The organism is Bifidobacterium lemurum (assembly GCF_014898175.1).
Taxonomy (GTDB): domain Bacteria; phylum Actinomycetota; class Actinomycetes; order Actinomycetales; family Bifidobacteriaceae; genus Bifidobacterium; species Bifidobacterium lemurum.
Genome location: NZ_CP062948.1, coordinates 624,132 through 640,846 on the forward strand (window position 1 = coordinate 624,132; position 16,715 = coordinate 640,846).

The window sequence follows — 16,715 nt, forward strand, 5'->3', positions numbered from 1 at the left end:
GATCTTGGGAATTTCCCGAAAGCCCCGCGCCCGTCCGCTCCTATGCGGGCAACGCGTCGTAGATGATGGCGGTGGCTTCCGCGATCGCCGCCCACGAGGAATTATTCGTCAGAATCACGAACACATAATCGCCCTTATCGCTATAGACAATGCCAGCATCGTTAAGATACCCATACAAAAACCCGACCTTGTCGGCCACGACACCCGATTCGCCTATGCCCGCGGGGATGCCATCCCTGTAGATCTGCGATTCCAACGCGTCGATCAGCACCTCGTTCGAGGAGGCGGACATCAGCGTGCCGTCATAGATTCCCGTCAGTATGGTGGCCAGATCCGCCGCGGTGGTGGTGGTCACCTCGTCTTTGGCGAATCTCGTGCTCGTGGCGCCTATGGAGGCCGCCAGGGCGTTCACCTCATCGCGCGGGACCACATTGTCCATCCACGCCTGCGCGCAGTCGTTGTCGGAGATTTCGATCATCAGGGCGAAGCATTCGCGCAGCGTGGTGCCGTTGAGCGCGGAATCCCACGTCACCGTGCCGGCGTCCAACGCGCTCAGCATGGAGTGGGCGACATACAGTTTGTAGGTGCTGGCGGAGGCATAGATCTCATTCTCGTTGACGGAGACGGGCACGGTGCGGTCGGCGAGGTCCACCACCTTCACCGCGTACTCCGCGCCGGCGAACAGCGCGTCCAGTTGCGGCACCACCACGGAGGATACCGCTTCCGCCGCCTCTTGGGCAGCCTGGGTGGATTGCTCGGTCCACTGCGAGACCTCCGGCACGGCCTGCGCCTCATGGTCCCCGACCGATGTCCAGCCGCCGTCCGAATCCTCGGCTTGCGCCGTCGTGCCGCCCGCGGCCGCGTCGCGCTGGTCCGGGTCCGCGGTTGTCTCCCAGACGCCATACGCCACGAGCACCGCGACGATCGCCAACACCAGCGACAGCGCCACCGCCACACGACGCCGCACCGCCTTTCGCGAACGCGGCATATCGATACGACTTTCCTCCATCACCCACGCACCTCCGCCATACGATGCCTCCTCCATCCACGATAACAGCGCGGAATACCAACCGTTCGGCGCATCTCAAGACCGGTGGATCCGGCGGACCAGTCCGGTTGCGACCTCGCGCGGACGCGTATCGTCCATGCCGCCGGCTGATTCCTCCATACGACGGTTCGCCTACAATAGGGCGGCGAGATGTGATGGACGATGCGTCCGGCAAAAGGAGTCGTAGTGATAGTGCTGTTTTCCGTACTGTGGGTGATTGCGGCCGTATGGATCGCGCTCAGCGTGCTGCCGGCAGGCTGGGAGGGGCATATGCCGATGCCGTACCTCATCGCGCTGATTCCTTTTCTTTGGATTCCGCTGGTCGCCTTGGCCGTGTGGGCGGCCATTCTGCACGAGTGGGGCATTGTGGGCGCCATGCTGGTGTTGGCGCTGACCGCCTCGTCGCGACGCTTGCAGTATCAAGGTTCCGGATACGATATGAAGCCTTCGGCGGCGCGTCCGGCCAAAAGCGCCGCGGTCCTCGCGTCCGCCAATATGCGTGAAACATCTCGTGAAACGAGTTTGGACGACTGTGAAACAGGTCGTGAAACATCGATGGCCTGCGCGTCCGACGCATTCCCGTCGAGCCGCGCGAACGGAAGTCAGCGTCTCGCCTGCGGCCAACCGTTCGCGGTGATGACGCTGAACTGTCGGTTCGGCCGGGCCGATGCCGCGCATATCGTGCGCGAGGTGCGCGAACGGAACATCACCGTGCTCGCCTTGCAGGAGCTCACCGGAGGACTCGTCGCCGCGCTTGACGAGGAGGGTCTCGCCGAACTGCTCCCCTACCGCCAGCTGGGCGAGGAACGCGACACCGACAACGGCGGGTTCAACGGCATCTGGACCGCGTACGAGCCGGCCAGCGCCACGTCCGACGCGGTCGATATCCCCGCGGCGGACGTCCCCGCAGTCACCATTCCGCTGTCGCGCGACGAAGACGAGACCCCAGCCGTCGAGACCGACGATACCGACGGCATCGAGCCGGCGGACGAAAGCGAGCCGAACGTCGCGCCGGCCCGTCGGTACATCACGTTCGCGTCGGCGCATCCGAAATCCCCGATGCGCGGATGCCCCCAGTGGAGCGCCGGCATCCGCGGATTGGGCGCGCTGGCCGACGCGACGGAAAGCGGGGGCGATATCGCCGTGGTGATGGGAGACCTCAACTCCGGAACCGACCACCCGAGCTTCCGCGCGTTGCTCAAATCCGGTTTCACGGACGCGAGCCTCGCCTACGCGCACGGCCCCAATCTCACCTTCCCCTCATGGCTGCCGTGGCCGCGCATCGAACTCGACCATGTGCTGGTCACGCCGGGCATCACGCCCACGCATGTCGAATCCTTCGTGATCACCACCACCGACCATCTCGCCGTGACGGCCACACTTATAACGCAGTGACGTCGCTGGCTGATGCCGTCATCGAGGGGTCAAGGCATGCCAACATGTAAATGGGCAAATATTCCACAACACCTTTGCGCTCGACATTTCCGTCATGGAATACCCAAGCGTGCGAGAATTCATAATTTTGCGTGTCCAAAAGATTATTCATGGCACGATGCCGCGTGTAGTCTTTCCCTGATTTGATCTCGCATAGGGACACACCTCCTCTTGCGTCTTGCAAGAGGAAATCCACTTCGCCTATATTGCCTTGATTGTAGTAGAACAACTCATATCCTTTGGCGAAAAGCTCTTGGGCAGCCGCATTTTCAAAAATTGAACCGTAGTTCATACTGGAACGTCGATTGAGTATCTCCAGGTCCACTTCACGCATCAATTGCGAGGTCAACAGCCCCACATCGTTCAAATACAGTTTGAACGAATTCTCGCTCGCATGGTCTCCCATGGGATAACGAGGCTCCTGAACCTTCAGTGTCGGCAGTGCGATACCCGCATTCGCCAGCCAATCAAAAGCCGTTCGCATATGAACGAACCGACTGCCGTTCCCCAGCTTGGTGAATTTGAACCGCTTATTCGGCGCGTTGAGCTGATTCACGATGGACTCGTAGATGGTCTTGATATGCCGGCGCTCCACCAAATCAGGAACATATTTGGTGATATCGAGTTCGTAGAGATCGACAATGGCCTTCTGCACATTGCGCACCCTATTGAGATCGGACGAATCCACAAAAGCCTGCACCGCATCAGGCATACCGCCGACCAGTAGGTATTTGTACCATAAATCCGTCAGCTTCTCGTGTAGGTAGTCAGGAACCTCGCAGTGGGAGAAGAAACATTCCTGCATAGTAAACAGAGCCGAGCTAGGAAGTCCGCATGCGTCGCAAAACTCAAAGAAATCAAGGGGTTTCATCACCATGGTCTGCAAAAAACCAACCGGCAGTGAACGCACATTGAACAAATCCACGCCAAGCATGGAACCGGACAGCACAATGTCCAGATCACGCATTTCAACGAGGAATTTCACCCATGTCAGCACATCTTGGCAAGCCTGAATCTCATCGAGGAACAATAGCGTCTCACCGGGGACAATCTCCGTTCCCGCCAATATCGACAGTCTGAGCAGCAGATCTTTCGCATCGGACGCTTTGCTCACCGTATCCGCGGCTTGAGGTGATTCGATGAAATTCACTTCCGCCAGACGTTGGTACTCATTGGCTGCGAACTCCCGCACCAATGTGGTCTTTCCCACCTGACGAGCGCCCATGATCAAAAGTCCCTGTTGGGTTTTCAATCGCTTCCAGTCCATCAGCTGACGATAGGCACTTCTTCGCAACAATCACACCACCGCCTCACGTATTGAAATCAGTAGGTTTTGACAGAAATATACAATATATTCCTAGAAATATTAACAAAATATCATAATAATTGAGACCCATCATTCACAAAAATAAATCCCTCGCGGAGACCTTTGCCCACATTCATGCGGTCACCACTGCTCACGCGCGGCATCACACTCACGCATGTCGAATCGTTTGCAATCACCACCACCGACCATCTCGCCGTGACGGCCACGATGCGTGCGATCGTCACCAACGAGGAGCCGGCCTACGTGTGGTAGCCCCAGCCTCCCGCGTTTTGCGCGTCCGGGGAGTGGAGTTATAATGTCCCAGTTATTCGCATTCCGTGGCGCCCTCTACACCCCGGCTTGCGAGGAACGCGTGGGTTATCGGTTTGCCGTGCCCCACACAGCAGCCATAACGCACAAACCAACACTATAAGGAGAGCCATTTTGGCAACCAAGATTCGTCTGAAGCGACAGGGCAAGAAGTTCTACGCGTTCTACCGCGTGGTCGTGGCCGATTCTCACGTCAAGCGTGACGGCAAGGTCATCGAGGAGATCGGTACCTACAACCCGAACACCCAGCCCTCGACCATCAAGATCGACTCCGAGCGCGCCCAGTACTGGCTTGGCGTCGGCGCTCAGCCGTCCGAGCCCGTGCTCGCCCTGCTCAAGATCACCGGCGACTGGCAGAAGTTCAAGGGCCTTGAGGGTGCCGAAGGCACGCTGAAGACCGTTGAGGCCGGCCCGGATGCGGCCGCCCGCGTGGAGGCCGTCGAATCCCAGGCCCAGAAGCTGAAGGCCGCCAAGTCCGAAGCCGCCGCGAAGGCCAAGGCCGAGGCCGAGGCTGCCGCCGCCGCTGAAGCTCCGGCCGAGGAAGCCGCTGAAGAAGCTCCGGCCGACGCCGAGTGAGTGAAAGGCACTGATCATGCTTGCCCAAGCTGTGGAACACCTCATCAAGAACATCGTTGATTTTCCCGACGATGTCTCCGTCAAGTCCCACGAGAACGCGCGCGGCGAACTGCTTCGCGTGCGCGTGAACCCGGAGGATATCGGCCGTGTGATCGGCCGCAATGGTCGTACCGCCAATGCGATCCGCACCGTGGTCCAGGCTCTTGCCGATCACAAGGTGCGCGTCGACATCATGGACGTGCGTCGCTGACCGAGACGAACAGAATAGGTTTTCCAGGCATGGCGCAACAGAACATGTCCGACGACCCTCAGCAGCGCGAGCTGTTGAGGGTCTGTCGTATCGGCCGCGCGCAGGGACTCAAAGGCGAAGTCACCGTGCGGCTGTTCACGGACGATCCCGAATACCGCTTCTCCCCCGACTCCGTGCTGTACACGAAGGACGGCGAGGAGGAATATGTGGTCGAATGGTCCCGCACGTTCAAGGACCGTTGGATCATCAAATTCTTCGATGTGGACGACCGCGACGCCTCCGAGGCGATCAACGGCGTGGAACTCTACGGCGAGGCCGACGATCCGGAAGAGATGCTCGAAGCCGACGAATGGTATTCCAAAGACCTGATCGGACTTGAGGCGCGTCTGGCCGAGGGCAACGGCTTGGGCCTGCCCGCAGACCAGGTGGTTGGCAAGGTTGTGGACGTGATCGACGGACCGGCCCAGTCGCTGCTCAAGATCCGCCTGAGCGAACCTGTGGTGACCGGCACGAACTCCAGCGGCGAGGAAGTGGTGGAGAAAACCGCGCTCGTGCCCTTCGTGGGCGCGATCGTCCCCGACATCGACCTCAACGAACAATACCTCACCCTAGACCCGCCCGGAGGCCTGATTCCCGGCCTCTAAACTTGGAATCGTGCAAATTTCGACTCCATTTGACCTTGGAATCGTGCAAAATCTGACTCCGCAATGCATTGGAATCGTGCAACAGTCAGAACCATCGCATGGCGGGCGGATTACATTCGCACGGATTGTTTGTCGATGACCTTGCCATAGGCCAACGCGTGGGATTGCGTGAGCGACGGCATTTCGCCCAGTTGTTCAGGCAACACTAGGTCGGCAGGGTCACGGTCCTCGATTATCGAAACCAATTTCGCGACGGACCAATATCCCATCTCGTAGTGAGGCAATTCCACCGAAGTCAGACGAGGCCTGAGCATCTGCGCGATGAATGGCTGGTTATCGATGCCGATGACATCGGTGTCTTCTCCAACCACCAGCCCTTGGGTTTTCATGCAGTCATAAACCACCGTGGCGCGAATGTCGTTGAAACATACAATGCCATCCGGACGCAGTCGACGAATCGCCTCATCAGCCACATCGAACGCATCCACATCGTCGCTAATGTCGACCACCAATTCAGCGTCGAATCCGATGGGGGAATCCTCCATAGCCTGCCGGTATCCCGACAAACGCTGTTCCCGCGCAGGAATGGGCGCTGTAGTGCCCACATACAGAATTCGTCGCCGCCCAGCACTGACCAAACGCTCAGTCGCGGCATAGCTCAGATGCGGCTCATCGGGCATAATCCCGGGAATCACACCATCCACGTCCTCCGCATCCAATACCACCGTGGGAAGCGCCAGCAACGACTGCGGCACCCGCACCACGCGATGGTACATGAACGCGTACAGAAAACCATCCACGCCATACCGACGCAAAGCGGCGATGCCCTCATCCTCGATTTGTGCGTCGTTATTAGTGTTGATGGTGAGCAGCACATATCCCAAGTCACGCGCAGCATCCTGCGCGCCAAGAATCAGCTTGCCGGCGAAAGGAGTGGAGGCGATCTCGTCGCTGATGAAGCCGAGCGTTCGAGTACGCTTCGTACGCAGGCTGCGCGCGATCGAATTCGGCCGATAGCCGAGTTCCTCGGCCGCACGGCGGATACGTTCGGCGACCTGTGGATTCACACGTTTCGCATCCTTGTTATTAAGTACTAGAGAAACGGCGGTTTTCGATGCGCCCGATGCCTGGGCGACTTCCTGGATCGTGACCATAACGGTTTCCACCGTATCACCTCCCCGACACAGCACGGGAACGTGCCGCCTCTTGAGGACGAGGGACTCCAGGCAGTCGCGCGAACGAACATACCAACATAGTGGTGCAGAAGAAAGGCAACGCCAGCCCGAACACCATCATCACGCCTGGCCAGTTGTACCATACCCACAGCGTAAGGAACGCAGTCATCGCAAGCATCACGCTGCACAACGGGCGAGCGATCACCGCCGCCAGCGACGCGCGCACCACCCACGACCCTCGTTCGGCATAATGGGCGCGCAGCACCCATGACATGTCGAAAAACAGCACGAACACCACTATCGCCAGCAGTAGCACACCCGCAAGCGCGTAATCGAACACACCGGTGGCATGCCAATTCATCACGCGGTAGTCGAACAGTAGCAACAATCCCACAGCTGCTTGAAACCATCCGAACAGGTTGGCGGGCTTCAACTCGGTTCTCCACGCCGAATGGAAGCGCCGCCACACCTGACGGGTTTTCCAAGCGCGATCCTCGGCGAGCAGCCAGTCACGGTATACAGTATGCGCAGCAGCGACGGAAGGAAAGAAACCGACGACGAAGGCACCCAGCAACGTGTGCGCGAACATGGCGACGTTCACAACGAACACCATAACCGCGATACGGCAGAACCGCTCGTACACCAGCGAGAATCGCGCAAGCATATGAGTTCTCCTTTCTCAGCCCTTCACCGCGCCAAGCATGACGCCCTTGTTGAAGTACTTCTGCAGGAACGGGTACAACAGCAACAAAGGCAACGTTGAAACGATGATCACACCGAATTTGATCTGATCGGCGATGCGTTGCTGATCCACCGCGCCGATGTTGGCGCCGCCCTCGCTCTGGTTGATGAGCAGCAGTTTCTGCAACACATTCTGCAGCGGCTGCTTGGCGTCGTCGGTGATGTAGATCAGACCGGTCATGAAATCGTTCCAATGGCCCACGAAGTAGTACAGACCCACCACCGCGAGAATAGCGGAGCTCAGGGGCAACACGATCCGCAAGAAGTATCCGCCATAGCTGAGACCGTCGATTTGCGCGGCGTCGTGCAGCTCCTCTGGAATGGAGGTCTCGAAGAAGGAGCGTGCCACGATAAGGTTGTAGACGCTCACCGCGCCGGGCAGAATGAACACCCACATCGTGTTGAGGATGTCGAGGTCCCGATAGAGCAGGTAACTGGGGATCAAACCGCCGGAGAAGAACATCGTCACGGAAAGCAGGAACAGAATCACACGACGCGGTTTGAATTCACGTCGGGAAAGCGCAAAGGCCGCGGGGATGGTGACCACCATGTTCAACGCGGTTCCCACCACCGAGTAGATCAACGTGTTCTTATAGCCAATCCAGATGCTCGCATCGGTGAACACCTTGATGTATCCGTCGAAGGTGATGTCCTTAGGCAACAGTCCCACCGCTCCGGAAGACACCGCTGTCGGATCGGAAATCGAGGAAATCACCACAAACCACAGCGGATACAACACCGCGAGAACGATCAGCGCGATCAAGGAGTTGATGATTGCGGTGGAGACCCAATCACCGAAACTGCGATGCTGCCGCACGGGCTTGTTCCAAGGGATGTCGTTGGTTGTCGTCGATGTCATACTCATGATGCGCTCCTAGAAGATACTCGTGTCCGAGACTTTCTTGGAAATAAAGTTCGCGGTGATAAGAAACAGGAAGTTCACCACGGTGTTGAACAGGCCAATGGCCGTAGAGTAGGAGAATTGGCTGTTGAGAATACCGATTTTGTACGTGTAGGTGGCTATCACCTCGGTCGCCGGCAAATTCAACGCGTTCTGCAGCAGGTAGATTTTGTCGAATCCGACGGCCAGCACACTGCCCATATTGAGAATGAGCAGGATGCCCGCGGTGGGCATGATGGCGGGAATATCCACATGGCGAATCAGCTGCATACGTCCGGCGCCATCAATTTTCGCCGCTTCATACAGCGACACATCCACACTGGACAACGCAGCCAAATAGATGATCGAGTTCCATCCCACATGCTGCCATACCTCGGATACCCAGTAGACGGTGGTGATAGCGGTGGTGCTGCCCAACAGACTTTCGTCACCGAAGAATCTGCCGATGATGCCCGTGGAGGGAGAGAGGAAGATGTTAATCATCGAGACGATCACCACGACGGAGATGAAATGCGGCATGTAAGTGATCGTCTGCACGAAACCTTTGATGCGTTTCGAGCCGATCTGGTTGATCAACAGCGCGAGAATGATCGGAAAGATGAATCCCATCGCCAGAGTCCACAGACTGATGCGGATGGTGTTGGTCATGATTTGTCCGAATAGGGCCGAGTGGAAGAACTTGTCGAAGTATTTGAGTCCCACCCATTCACCGCCGGCCAATCCGGTGTCCGGATCGAATTTGCGGAAGGCCAATTGGATGCCCCACATCGGCACATAGGCGAATACCGCGACGAACACCAGTGTCGGAGCGATCATCACCCATAACTGCCAGTATCGGCGAAAATGCTCGGCAAGCCGCCTGACTAACGGTTCGCGTTCATGTTCGGCCTTTGCGCCTGCCACGTCCGGAACAGACGACGGCACGTTCTGATATGCGGTTGTCATGGTGCTGCTCCTCACTGCTCTTCCAGATACGCGTTGTACCACTTCTGCCAAATACCGATGTTCTGATCCAGCCCGAGCGTGCGCTCGTTGATTTTGGCTAGATAGTCGTCCCACTCGTCCTCAATGCCACCGGAGACCAACCATGTGGCCAACTGGTTATTGGCATAGTTGAAAATAGAGGTGTTGTTCTCGGACAGGGTGTCCATATCATCACTGTCAGGACGCACATAAATCGGAACGACATCCTTGACCGGATCGACGTTAGCGAGCGCATCGGCATAAGCGGCGTCGGAGGCGCTCACCGCATCGGCGTTGGTGTCATTGTTGATGGTGACATCATCCGCGATATACCCGGCAAATCGATCTTGCGCCGCGACTTCACGGGTGTCGACGTATTTCTCGTATACCTTGTCGGACACCTCATACGTGCCATCGCCTTGGTCGGTGACGTATTCGCCAATCGATCCGTAGTACTGCTCCACAGAGATTCGTTCGGAATACATCGCATCAATCACCTTGTACACGGCCTCCTTATTGGCCGCTTTGGGCGAGACCGACAACGCATACGCGAATTCCGTGAAATCCTGTGAATAGTCCCAGGTCACGTCTTCCTCGTCCATCGACGATTCGGCTTTGAGCGCAGGCAACGAAATATATTGATCGGAGAGGTTGCCGTACTCGCCCTGTGCCGACCAGCCAATGGAGACACCGGTGACGGCAGTCTCGCCATCGCTGATGGTCTGCGCATCGTACTGCGAACCATCACGGGTAAGCGCATCCTTTGGGATCAGCCCTTCCTCGACCAACTTATGCAGATAGGAGATCACCTGCTTGAGATTATCGCTGGTGAGAATGCTCTTCACTTCGCCGTCATCCACATACATGCCCTGTGTGGATGCCGACGCCCCCATGAAACTCGTTGTCAATCCCGTGGAATTGAGCAGCACCAAGGGACTCCATAATCCGAAACCCAAGCTTCGGATATTCATCGGAATCTCGTCGGTTTCGCCGTTGCCATTGGGATCCTCAGTTTTGAATGCCTTGAGCACATCCTCCAGCTCGTCCCAGGTGGTGGGCACGTCCAGCCCGAGCTTGTCGAGCCAGGTCTTGTTGATGAACATGTGGGTGGCAGAGACACGATAGCCTTTGCCTCGATCCGAGGGCAACAGATAGATATGCCCATCATCCTCCACCATCTTGCGGGCGATGGGGCGCTCGTCAAGGAATTCCTTGACATTGGGCATTTCGTCAAGATGTTCGGCGAGATCCTCGAACTGGGAGGGATATCGGCTCGCATCGGCGGGGTCGAACAACGACATCGAGATATCGGGGAACTCTCCGGCGACCATTTTGGCGGCCTTCTGCTGTCCCCAAGCGTTATCAGCCACTTCGGTCCATCGGATTGTGCAATCACATGCCGCTTCCAGCTCATCGGACCATGCCATATCCTCCATATGAACATTGGTGACATTGCGACGGATGGTGATGTTGACGATCGGTTTGCCGTTCTCATCCACGGTGGCTTCGTTTTCGCCTCTGCCGCATCCGCCAAGCATTATGGCCATCGACATGACCAAGGCGATCGCCGCAGTCGCGCGTCTGACGACTCGTTTTCGTGACATACCTGCTCCTTTACCGCGCGACGCGCCAAATGCGTCGCGCTAGTGTCGGTGATGATTCTTCAGTTCTCTGCGCTGAGTGACGGGTGACCTCGATGATGTTGCATCGCTGCTTTTGGGGGCTTGAACCTCATCGAGACATTTGAAGAATATCACATAAATCGATTTCAGTGAAATCGATTTATGTTCGCAGTGCGACACCAGCAACAACCTAGGGTTTTCGCTGGAATAGCGGCGTGTCGAACCAGCACGGCCACATCGTGTTCAATCCGCCTAACAGACGGCGAAACCAGAATGCTGAACGACTATGACAACAACAGGGAGCCGTACCGGTCGGCCAGGCCTTGTCGGAGACGTTCGAATTCGGGAATGTAGTCAGTGATGATCGTATCTACCAAGCGGCGGGCAGGAGCCGCATCGTAGACATGGGCGGAATCGTTGCGGTCGCGCAACATACGCAGCCATAGACTCTCGTCCATAAAGTCGTAGTACTGGAATGCCGCCTTGATGGCGTCACGCGGAGAGCCAGCGGCGGAGACCGGATCGCCCTCATAGGCGAGCAGCGCTTTCATCAGCTTCCAGCCAAGTTCGAACTGCATCTTGCACTTACCAATGATGCCGCTTTGCACGAACTCATTATCAAGATCCTGCTGCGGAGCCTGGGCCAGCGAACGCAGGGCGGCGACGTAGTTCTCATACTTTCTCATAGAGCACCTCCCGTCACGCTCGATTTCGGCACGCAACTCGTCACTGATCGGCTCGTCGAGATTGACCACATCCAATTTCAGGAGCGACCACAAATCGTTCTGCAACGCGTCCTCCAGCTGGGAGAAGTTCGGGCAGCCGGCGACCGCCAAATCGATATCGCTTTTAGGCCGGTTCGTCCCTTTGGCTCGCGAACCGAACACCACCACCTTGCTTGCGCCGGCCTCGGCGGACATGGCCCGAATCTGTTCGTACACCTGCTCCGCAGGAACCACCATCCGCCTCACCTCCTCGAGGGAACAAAGACCGCTCCCACCCATCATAGTTGGATTTCGCCAAACCGAGCGCAATGCATCCCCCGTCATCCCGGGCGCAGCACAGCCCCACCCGTTACCCCGAGCGCAGTCGAGGGATCTCAGAACTTCCGCTTCCGGGCACGAGATCCTTCGACTCCGCTACGCTCCGCTCAGGATGACAGAAAAGGGACTCTCCCGACTCAGGATGACAGGGAAAGGCATGTTCCTACTCGGATTGACGGAAGGCACATTCCCTATCAGAGCGACGGGAAGGAACGAATTACCCGAGCTTGGCGAGTTCCTCCTCGGTCAGTTCCAGATCGGAGGCTTTGAGGGAGTCGAGGATCGTTTCGGGGCGGTGCGCGCCGGGAATCACGAACATGTGATCGCCCTTGGCGAGCTCCCAAGCGAGCACGACCTGCTGGTAGCTCACGCCACGCGCGACCGCGACTTCGCGGAACGGGTCGAACTTGCTCTCATCGTACGGGTGACGGTAGCCGCCGAGCGGGCTCCAGCACACGAACGCAAGACCGAGTTCGGCGCAGTAGTCGAGCGTATCCTGCGTCTCCAAATGAATCGGCGAATACTGGTTCTGCACGGCCACCAGCTTGTCGCCCAGAATGCCACGCGCGATGTCGAGCTGTTCGATGCTGACGTTGGAGACACCGGCCCACTGGGCCACGCCCTGATCAAGCAGCGCCTTGATGCCTTCGACGGACTCGTTGTACGGCACTTCCGGGTCGTGACGGTGCAGATACAGCAGATCGATGGAGTCGACGCCGAGCGCCATCGCGGACTGCTTGCCGTATTCGATGAGATGTTCGGGTTTGCCGTCGCGCGGCCACACCGGCTTGTCGCCCTCCCAGGCGCGGCGCAGGCCCACCTTGGTGGCCACCGTGACCTCATCGCGCGGTCCGTTCCAGGATTCCAACGCCTCACGGGTGAGCTTTTCGCCGGTCTGCTCCTCCTCGCCGGGCGTGTAGTAGGCCCAGGCGGTGTCGATATGGCGGCAGCCCGCGTCAAGCGAGGCATGCAGGGTTTCGATGCCGACGTCGTGGCCGCGGTTGTTCTCGATGGTCAACGGCATCTCGCCATGGCCGATGGCGGTGGTATGGAATGGGCCGAGATCACGAAACAGCATGTGCGCTCCTTATATGCTCGCTATGAACGGGTGGTTCCGCCCTCCACGATACGCGCAACAGGTCGTTTTTTGAGTTTGGTGTGTCCAAGTAACGCAAGCTGGCAGAATCCTTCAACAAGAGTGGCGGAATTCCGCCACTCTTAAAAACTGAAAACAGCGCTCTCTTAGGTTCGGTCACACCAAACTCGTTCGCAGGCGGATTCCATGGCCTTTTGAGCGCCCATAAGGACCGCCACGGCGACAACCAGCGACATACTCGACGTAAGCCGACTACGGTACAGCGATTCACAGCGGCGGACACAGCACGAAAACCCGTCAACGGCCTCCGAAGGATCCACCTCCCGAGCCGCCGGAGGAGCCTCCGAAGCCGCTGCCGGAGAACGATCCGCCGGAACCGCCGGAAGACGGTGCGGCATTGGCGATGGTGGAGCGCACCTCGGCGAACCCGGCGTTGAGCTGCGCGCCGATGTCGCCGAATCCGGCCGCGAAGGAGTCCCCGCCGAATGCGAACGCGGGGCCGTCCACTCCACCGTTCGCCGCCGCTCCTGCGGCCGCGCCGGCACTATAGCCATACCAGCCGTAGGGGCGATACGACCAGTACAGCAGCGAACCGGAGGCGTAGTCATCCAGCCATGCGGGATCGGTGACCTGCGGATAGGCTTTGGCGAGTTCCTTGCCCACCCGTTCGGAGATACCGAAGGCGGCGGCGTACACCATATACCAGTCCCATAGGGCGATGTCGGCGGTGCCGCGGTCGGAGAAGTCGGAGAAATCCTGCATGTAACGTTTGAGTCCCAAGCAGCGGCCGGCATGATCCTGCCCAGATTCGGTCAGGCCAGTGTATGCGGCGCCGAATATGCAGAACAGCGACACGGCCAATACCGGAATGCCGGAGACCAGCGCCATGGCAAGGTTGCCTTCGCTGAAGTTGACCCCCAGCATCACGAATCCGAGAATCGTCCCCAGAATCCCGCAAGCCGCCGCCTGCCCACCGATGTTGCGTGTGGCGCCCAGCAGCGCGAATTCATTGCCGCAGGCTTCAGTGAACGCCGTCAATGATTCATGGCCGTTCTCCCACTTCTTACAGGCTTTCGCCATCTGCTTCAAGTCGAACACCGGTCCGCCCACGCGCTTGGAGATTGCGATGAACAGGTCGAGGCAGGCGCTTTCGGACTGGCTCAGCTCCATCGCCTGCCGCGTTTCGCCGTTCAAGGCAGCCGGCAGAATCACCATGGTGCTGGTCTGCTTCGCGGCGGCGAGACGATTCGCGTCAGAGCCGATCAGTCCAGCCAGACCGACCGGATTCGCCTGGCTCATATCGATGCCGACATACATGTCCGAGGGTCCCGGATAGATGGCGATGGCTTTTTTCACGGCGAGGGCGAGTACGGTGGAGGTCATCACGCGCGAATCCCGATCGCCGGCGGACGAATCGACCACATCGATCAGTCTGGCCGCGCTGGCGGGACTCATGCCGGGCGGATCGCGCCAGTATTCGAGGCCGCCTCGATATTGCGCCGCTTTCAGGGATTTGCGCACGCCGAGCAGACCAATCACGCACAACGCGACGCCGACGACCACGCTAACCACCCAGAACACCACCATCCTGATGGCATGGTCGCGCTGTCGTTCGCGCCACCGCTGTTCCTGCCGGGTTTCGTCGACTTGGAGCGCGGGCAGATAGTCGCCAGTTCCCTTACGCGCGATGGCGGAGGAATCGGCCGCGTCCCGCTCGTAGGCGGCGACCACATCAAGATAGTCGCCGGCTTTCACGTCGTAGGAGGTGAATCGCAGGGAGCCGTCGGCGGCTCGGCTGGTTTCGCTGGTGCGTTCCGTGTGCAGCCACGCCCATGACGTGTTCTCGGCGACGCCCTCTGGGAAATGCACCGTGCCGGTGACGGTGCCGATCGGCACTTGGTTCGTTGTGCCGAACGACTCCCATTGCAGGTTGACGATGTCGTCCCACGCGGTGGAGACGTCATGGAGGGTCATGGTCACATCGAATCGCAGACTGTCCGCTTCGATGGTGGCGGGGATGTTCCAGCCGATCTCGACGCTTTTGCTGCTGAACGAAGCGGTGGAATCGCCGCCGGACACGGCCAGCCCGTCCACGCCCGGCTCGTAGGGTTGCGGATTGCTTGCGCCGCTGGATATGTCGGCGATATACCAATGGTTCGCGTATTCGTTGTTCCATGTCGCGTCGCTGATGCCGCTCGGCGTCTGCGGCGCGATCTGCGTGTAGGCCTCCCCCGTGGTGACGTTGGTGACCGAAATGTCGGAGATGTCGGTGAGATTGTCGGACTTCAGCCTGTACTGCTGGTAGAGCTGTTTCCATGGGCGGTCGCCGTCGTCGTCCGAACGGTCGAGCAGCTTCATGTCGATATGCTGTGTGACGGTCAGGTCGCCGTTGGCGTGCACGGTGGCCTCAAGGTCGAGCGTGCGATAGCTCAAATCCGCGTCGTCCGTGCCGACGACGGCGAACAGCAAGGTTATCGCCGTCACCAGCATCGTGCCTACCAAGGCGATGACGACCGCCATTATCAGTCTCTTCTTCATGTCTCCTCATTCCCGCATTCCTGGCACGATTCCTTACCCATACCACTCGGCTGGCCAATGCACACGCCTATCCGTTGGCACAATGTGCTGCAATGACGCGGAGCATCCGTCATATCAAACGACACGCACATTCCGTCATGTTGAGCGAAACGTAGCGGAGTCGAAACATCTCGGCACCGTACGTCCACGCTCACATTCCACTCAGCTGATATCGAAAACGGAATCTCATCCGCACGGATGTCATATGACGAATGAATTCCTTCGTCAAACTGTTAGAACTTCACCTGAGGCACCTGACGCGCGGCCTCGTCGGCCTCGAAATACTGCGCCTGCTCGAAGTGGAACAGTCCGGCGATGATGTTGCTCGGCACCGTCTCGATGGCCGTGTTGAGTTTGAGCACCACGTCGTTGTAGAACTGGCGAGCGTAGGCGATCTTCTCCTCCAGCACCTTGAGCTGCGACTGCAGGTCGAGGAAGTTCTGGTTGGCTTGCAGCGCCGGATACGCTTCGGCGGTGGCCTGCAGGTTCACCAGCGTACGGGAGAGCTGGTTTTCCGCGGTGGCGCGGTCGGCGGCGGTGGCGGAGGGATCGTTCGCCACGGACAGTGCATTGGCGCGGGCCTGCGTGACCTCGGTGAACACGCTCGACTCGTGGGTGGCATAGCCCTTCACCGTCTCGACCAGATTGGGGATCAGATCGGCACGCTGTTTGAGCTGCACGTCGATCTGCGCCCATCCGTTCTTCACGCGGTTCTTCAACGCGACCAGATTATTGTAGGCCGTCACGGCCCAGATCAGCACAATCGCTATGACGGCGACCACGATAATGACTGCGATCATGAGCACTCCTTTGTTCGATCAGCTCAATTCGTCCCATTCTCCCAGCACGTCGGTACGAACCGCAGCCTCAAAAACAACGCTTTAACCATAGGGGGTATATACGGCTACGGAATCAAGCCATTTTGGAAGCCGAGTGGTTAAAGCGTTGTAGAGCAGAGCGTCCGACGCCGGCAAATACAAGAAAACCCGCCATAGCGGCGGGTTTTCTC

The 16,715-nt window shown here is 58.5% G+C and carries 16 protein-coding genes and 1 pseudogene; 5 read left to right on the forward strand and 12 right to left on the reverse strand.

Annotation, left to right across the window (positions count from 1 at the left end; genetic code table 11):
• Positions 1 to 40: 40 nt before the first annotated feature.
• A complete protein-coding gene (locus BL8807_RS02420) occupies positions 41 to 988 on the reverse strand; it encodes a serine hydrolase (RefSeq protein WP_158217129.1) in 948 nt (315 codons plus the stop codon).
• A 246-nt stretch (positions 989 to 1,234) separates the two neighbouring features.
• Between BL8807_RS02420 and BL8807_RS02425 the strand changes: the two genes are divergently transcribed.
• Positions 1,235 to 2,443: an endonuclease/exonuclease/phosphatase family protein gene (locus tag BL8807_RS02425; RefSeq protein WP_193057490.1), complete on the forward strand. Its 1,209-nt coding sequence runs from the start codon at positions 1,235 to 1,237 to the stop codon at positions 2,441 to 2,443.
• Here BL8807_RS02425 and BL8807_RS02430 read toward each other — a convergent pair.
• Entirely contained in the window at positions 2,430 to 3,707 is a 1,278-nt protein-coding gene (locus BL8807_RS02430) for an ATP-binding protein (RefSeq protein ID WP_244569481.1), read from the reverse strand. The genes BL8807_RS02425 and BL8807_RS02430 overlap by 14 nt on opposite strands.
• Positions 3,708 to 3,911: 204 nt before the next feature.
• Here BL8807_RS02430 and BL8807_RS02435 point away from each other — a divergent pair, with 204 nt between their 5' ends.
• The 4 genes from BL8807_RS02435 (at position 3,912) to rimM (ending at position 5,588) form a co-directional block, all read left to right on the forward strand.
• Complete coding sequence (locus tag BL8807_RS02435) at positions 3,912 to 4,061, forward strand: hypothetical protein (protein WP_158217130.1); 150 nt, start codon at positions 3,912 to 3,914, stop codon at positions 4,059 to 4,061.
• A gap of 171 nt (positions 4,062 to 4,232) precedes the next feature.
• Positions 4,233 to 4,694 (forward strand): 30S ribosomal protein S16, encoded by a 462-nt coding sequence (gene rpsP / locus BL8807_RS02440; protein ID WP_072723403.1) that lies wholly within the window; start codon positions 4,233 to 4,235, stop codon positions 4,692 to 4,694.
• Positions 4,695 to 4,710: 16 nt separating this feature from the next.
• Entirely contained in the window at positions 4,711 to 4,944 is a 234-nt protein-coding gene (locus BL8807_RS02445; protein ID WP_072723402.1) for an RNA-binding protein, read from the forward strand.
• Between the two features lie 29 nt (positions 4,945 to 4,973).
• Positions 4,974 to 5,588 (forward strand): ribosome maturation factor RimM, encoded by a 615-nt coding sequence (rimM, locus tag BL8807_RS02450; RefSeq protein WP_072723401.1) that lies wholly within the window; start codon positions 4,974 to 4,976, stop codon positions 5,586 to 5,588.
• 110 nt (positions 5,589 to 5,698) lie between these two features.
• Here rimM and BL8807_RS02455 read toward each other — a convergent pair whose 3' ends face one another.
• From BL8807_RS02455 to BL8807_RS02500, 10 genes and pseudogenes are all read right to left on the reverse strand, one after another.
• A complete protein-coding gene (locus BL8807_RS02455; RefSeq protein ID WP_072723400.1) occupies positions 5,699 to 6,742 on the reverse strand; it encodes a LacI family DNA-binding transcriptional regulator in 1,044 nt (347 codons plus the stop codon).
• Positions 6,743 to 6,758: 16 nt separating this feature from the next.
• A complete protein-coding gene (locus tag BL8807_RS02460) occupies positions 6,759 to 7,364 on the reverse strand; it encodes a YesL family protein (protein WP_264298330.1) in 606 nt (201 codons plus the stop codon).
• Between the two features lie 78 nt (positions 7,365 to 7,442).
• Positions 7,443 to 8,363, reverse strand: coding sequence for a carbohydrate ABC transporter permease (locus BL8807_RS02465; protein WP_072723398.1), 921 nt, complete (start codon positions 8,361 to 8,363; stop codon positions 7,443 to 7,445).
• 15 nt (positions 8,364 to 8,378) lie between these two features.
• Positions 8,379 to 9,350: an ABC transporter permease gene (locus BL8807_RS02470; RefSeq protein WP_083570066.1), complete on the reverse strand. Its 972-nt coding sequence runs from the start codon at positions 9,348 to 9,350 to the stop codon at positions 8,379 to 8,381.
• An 11-nt stretch (positions 9,351 to 9,361) separates the two neighbouring features.
• On the reverse strand, positions 9,362 to 10,867 hold the full coding sequence (locus BL8807_RS02475; RefSeq protein ID WP_226847435.1) for an extracellular solute-binding protein: 1,506 nt from the start codon (positions 10,865 to 10,867) through the stop codon (positions 9,362 to 9,364).
• 407 nt (positions 10,868 to 11,274) lie between these two features.
• Positions 11,275 to 11,676, reverse strand: a complete 402-nt coding sequence (locus BL8807_RS02480) for an HI0074 family nucleotidyltransferase substrate-binding subunit (RefSeq protein ID WP_072723644.1) — start codon at positions 11,674 to 11,676, stop codon at positions 11,275 to 11,277.
• Positions 11,663 to 11,949: pseudogene (locus BL8807_RS02485) on the reverse strand (nucleotidyltransferase family protein). Before BL8807_RS02485 ends, BL8807_RS02480 begins: the two are co-directional and overlap by 14 nt.
• A gap of 301 nt (positions 11,950 to 12,250) precedes the next feature.
• On the reverse strand, positions 12,251 to 13,111 hold the full coding sequence (locus tag BL8807_RS02490; protein WP_072723396.1) for an aldo/keto reductase: 861 nt from the start codon (positions 13,109 to 13,111) through the stop codon (positions 12,251 to 12,253).
• Positions 13,112 to 13,426: 315 nt separating this feature from the next.
• Positions 13,427 to 15,667 carry a DUF2207 domain-containing protein gene (locus BL8807_RS02495; RefSeq protein ID WP_072723394.1) on the reverse strand — a complete coding sequence of 747 codons (2,241 nt, stop codon included), beginning with the start codon at positions 15,665 to 15,667 and terminating at the stop codon, positions 13,427 to 13,429.
• Positions 15,668 to 15,939: 272 nt separating this feature from the next.
• Positions 15,940 to 16,506, reverse strand: a complete 567-nt coding sequence (locus BL8807_RS02500) for a LemA family protein (RefSeq protein ID WP_072723392.1) — start codon at positions 16,504 to 16,506, stop codon at positions 15,940 to 15,942.
• Positions 16,507 to 16,715: the final 209 nt, after the last annotated feature.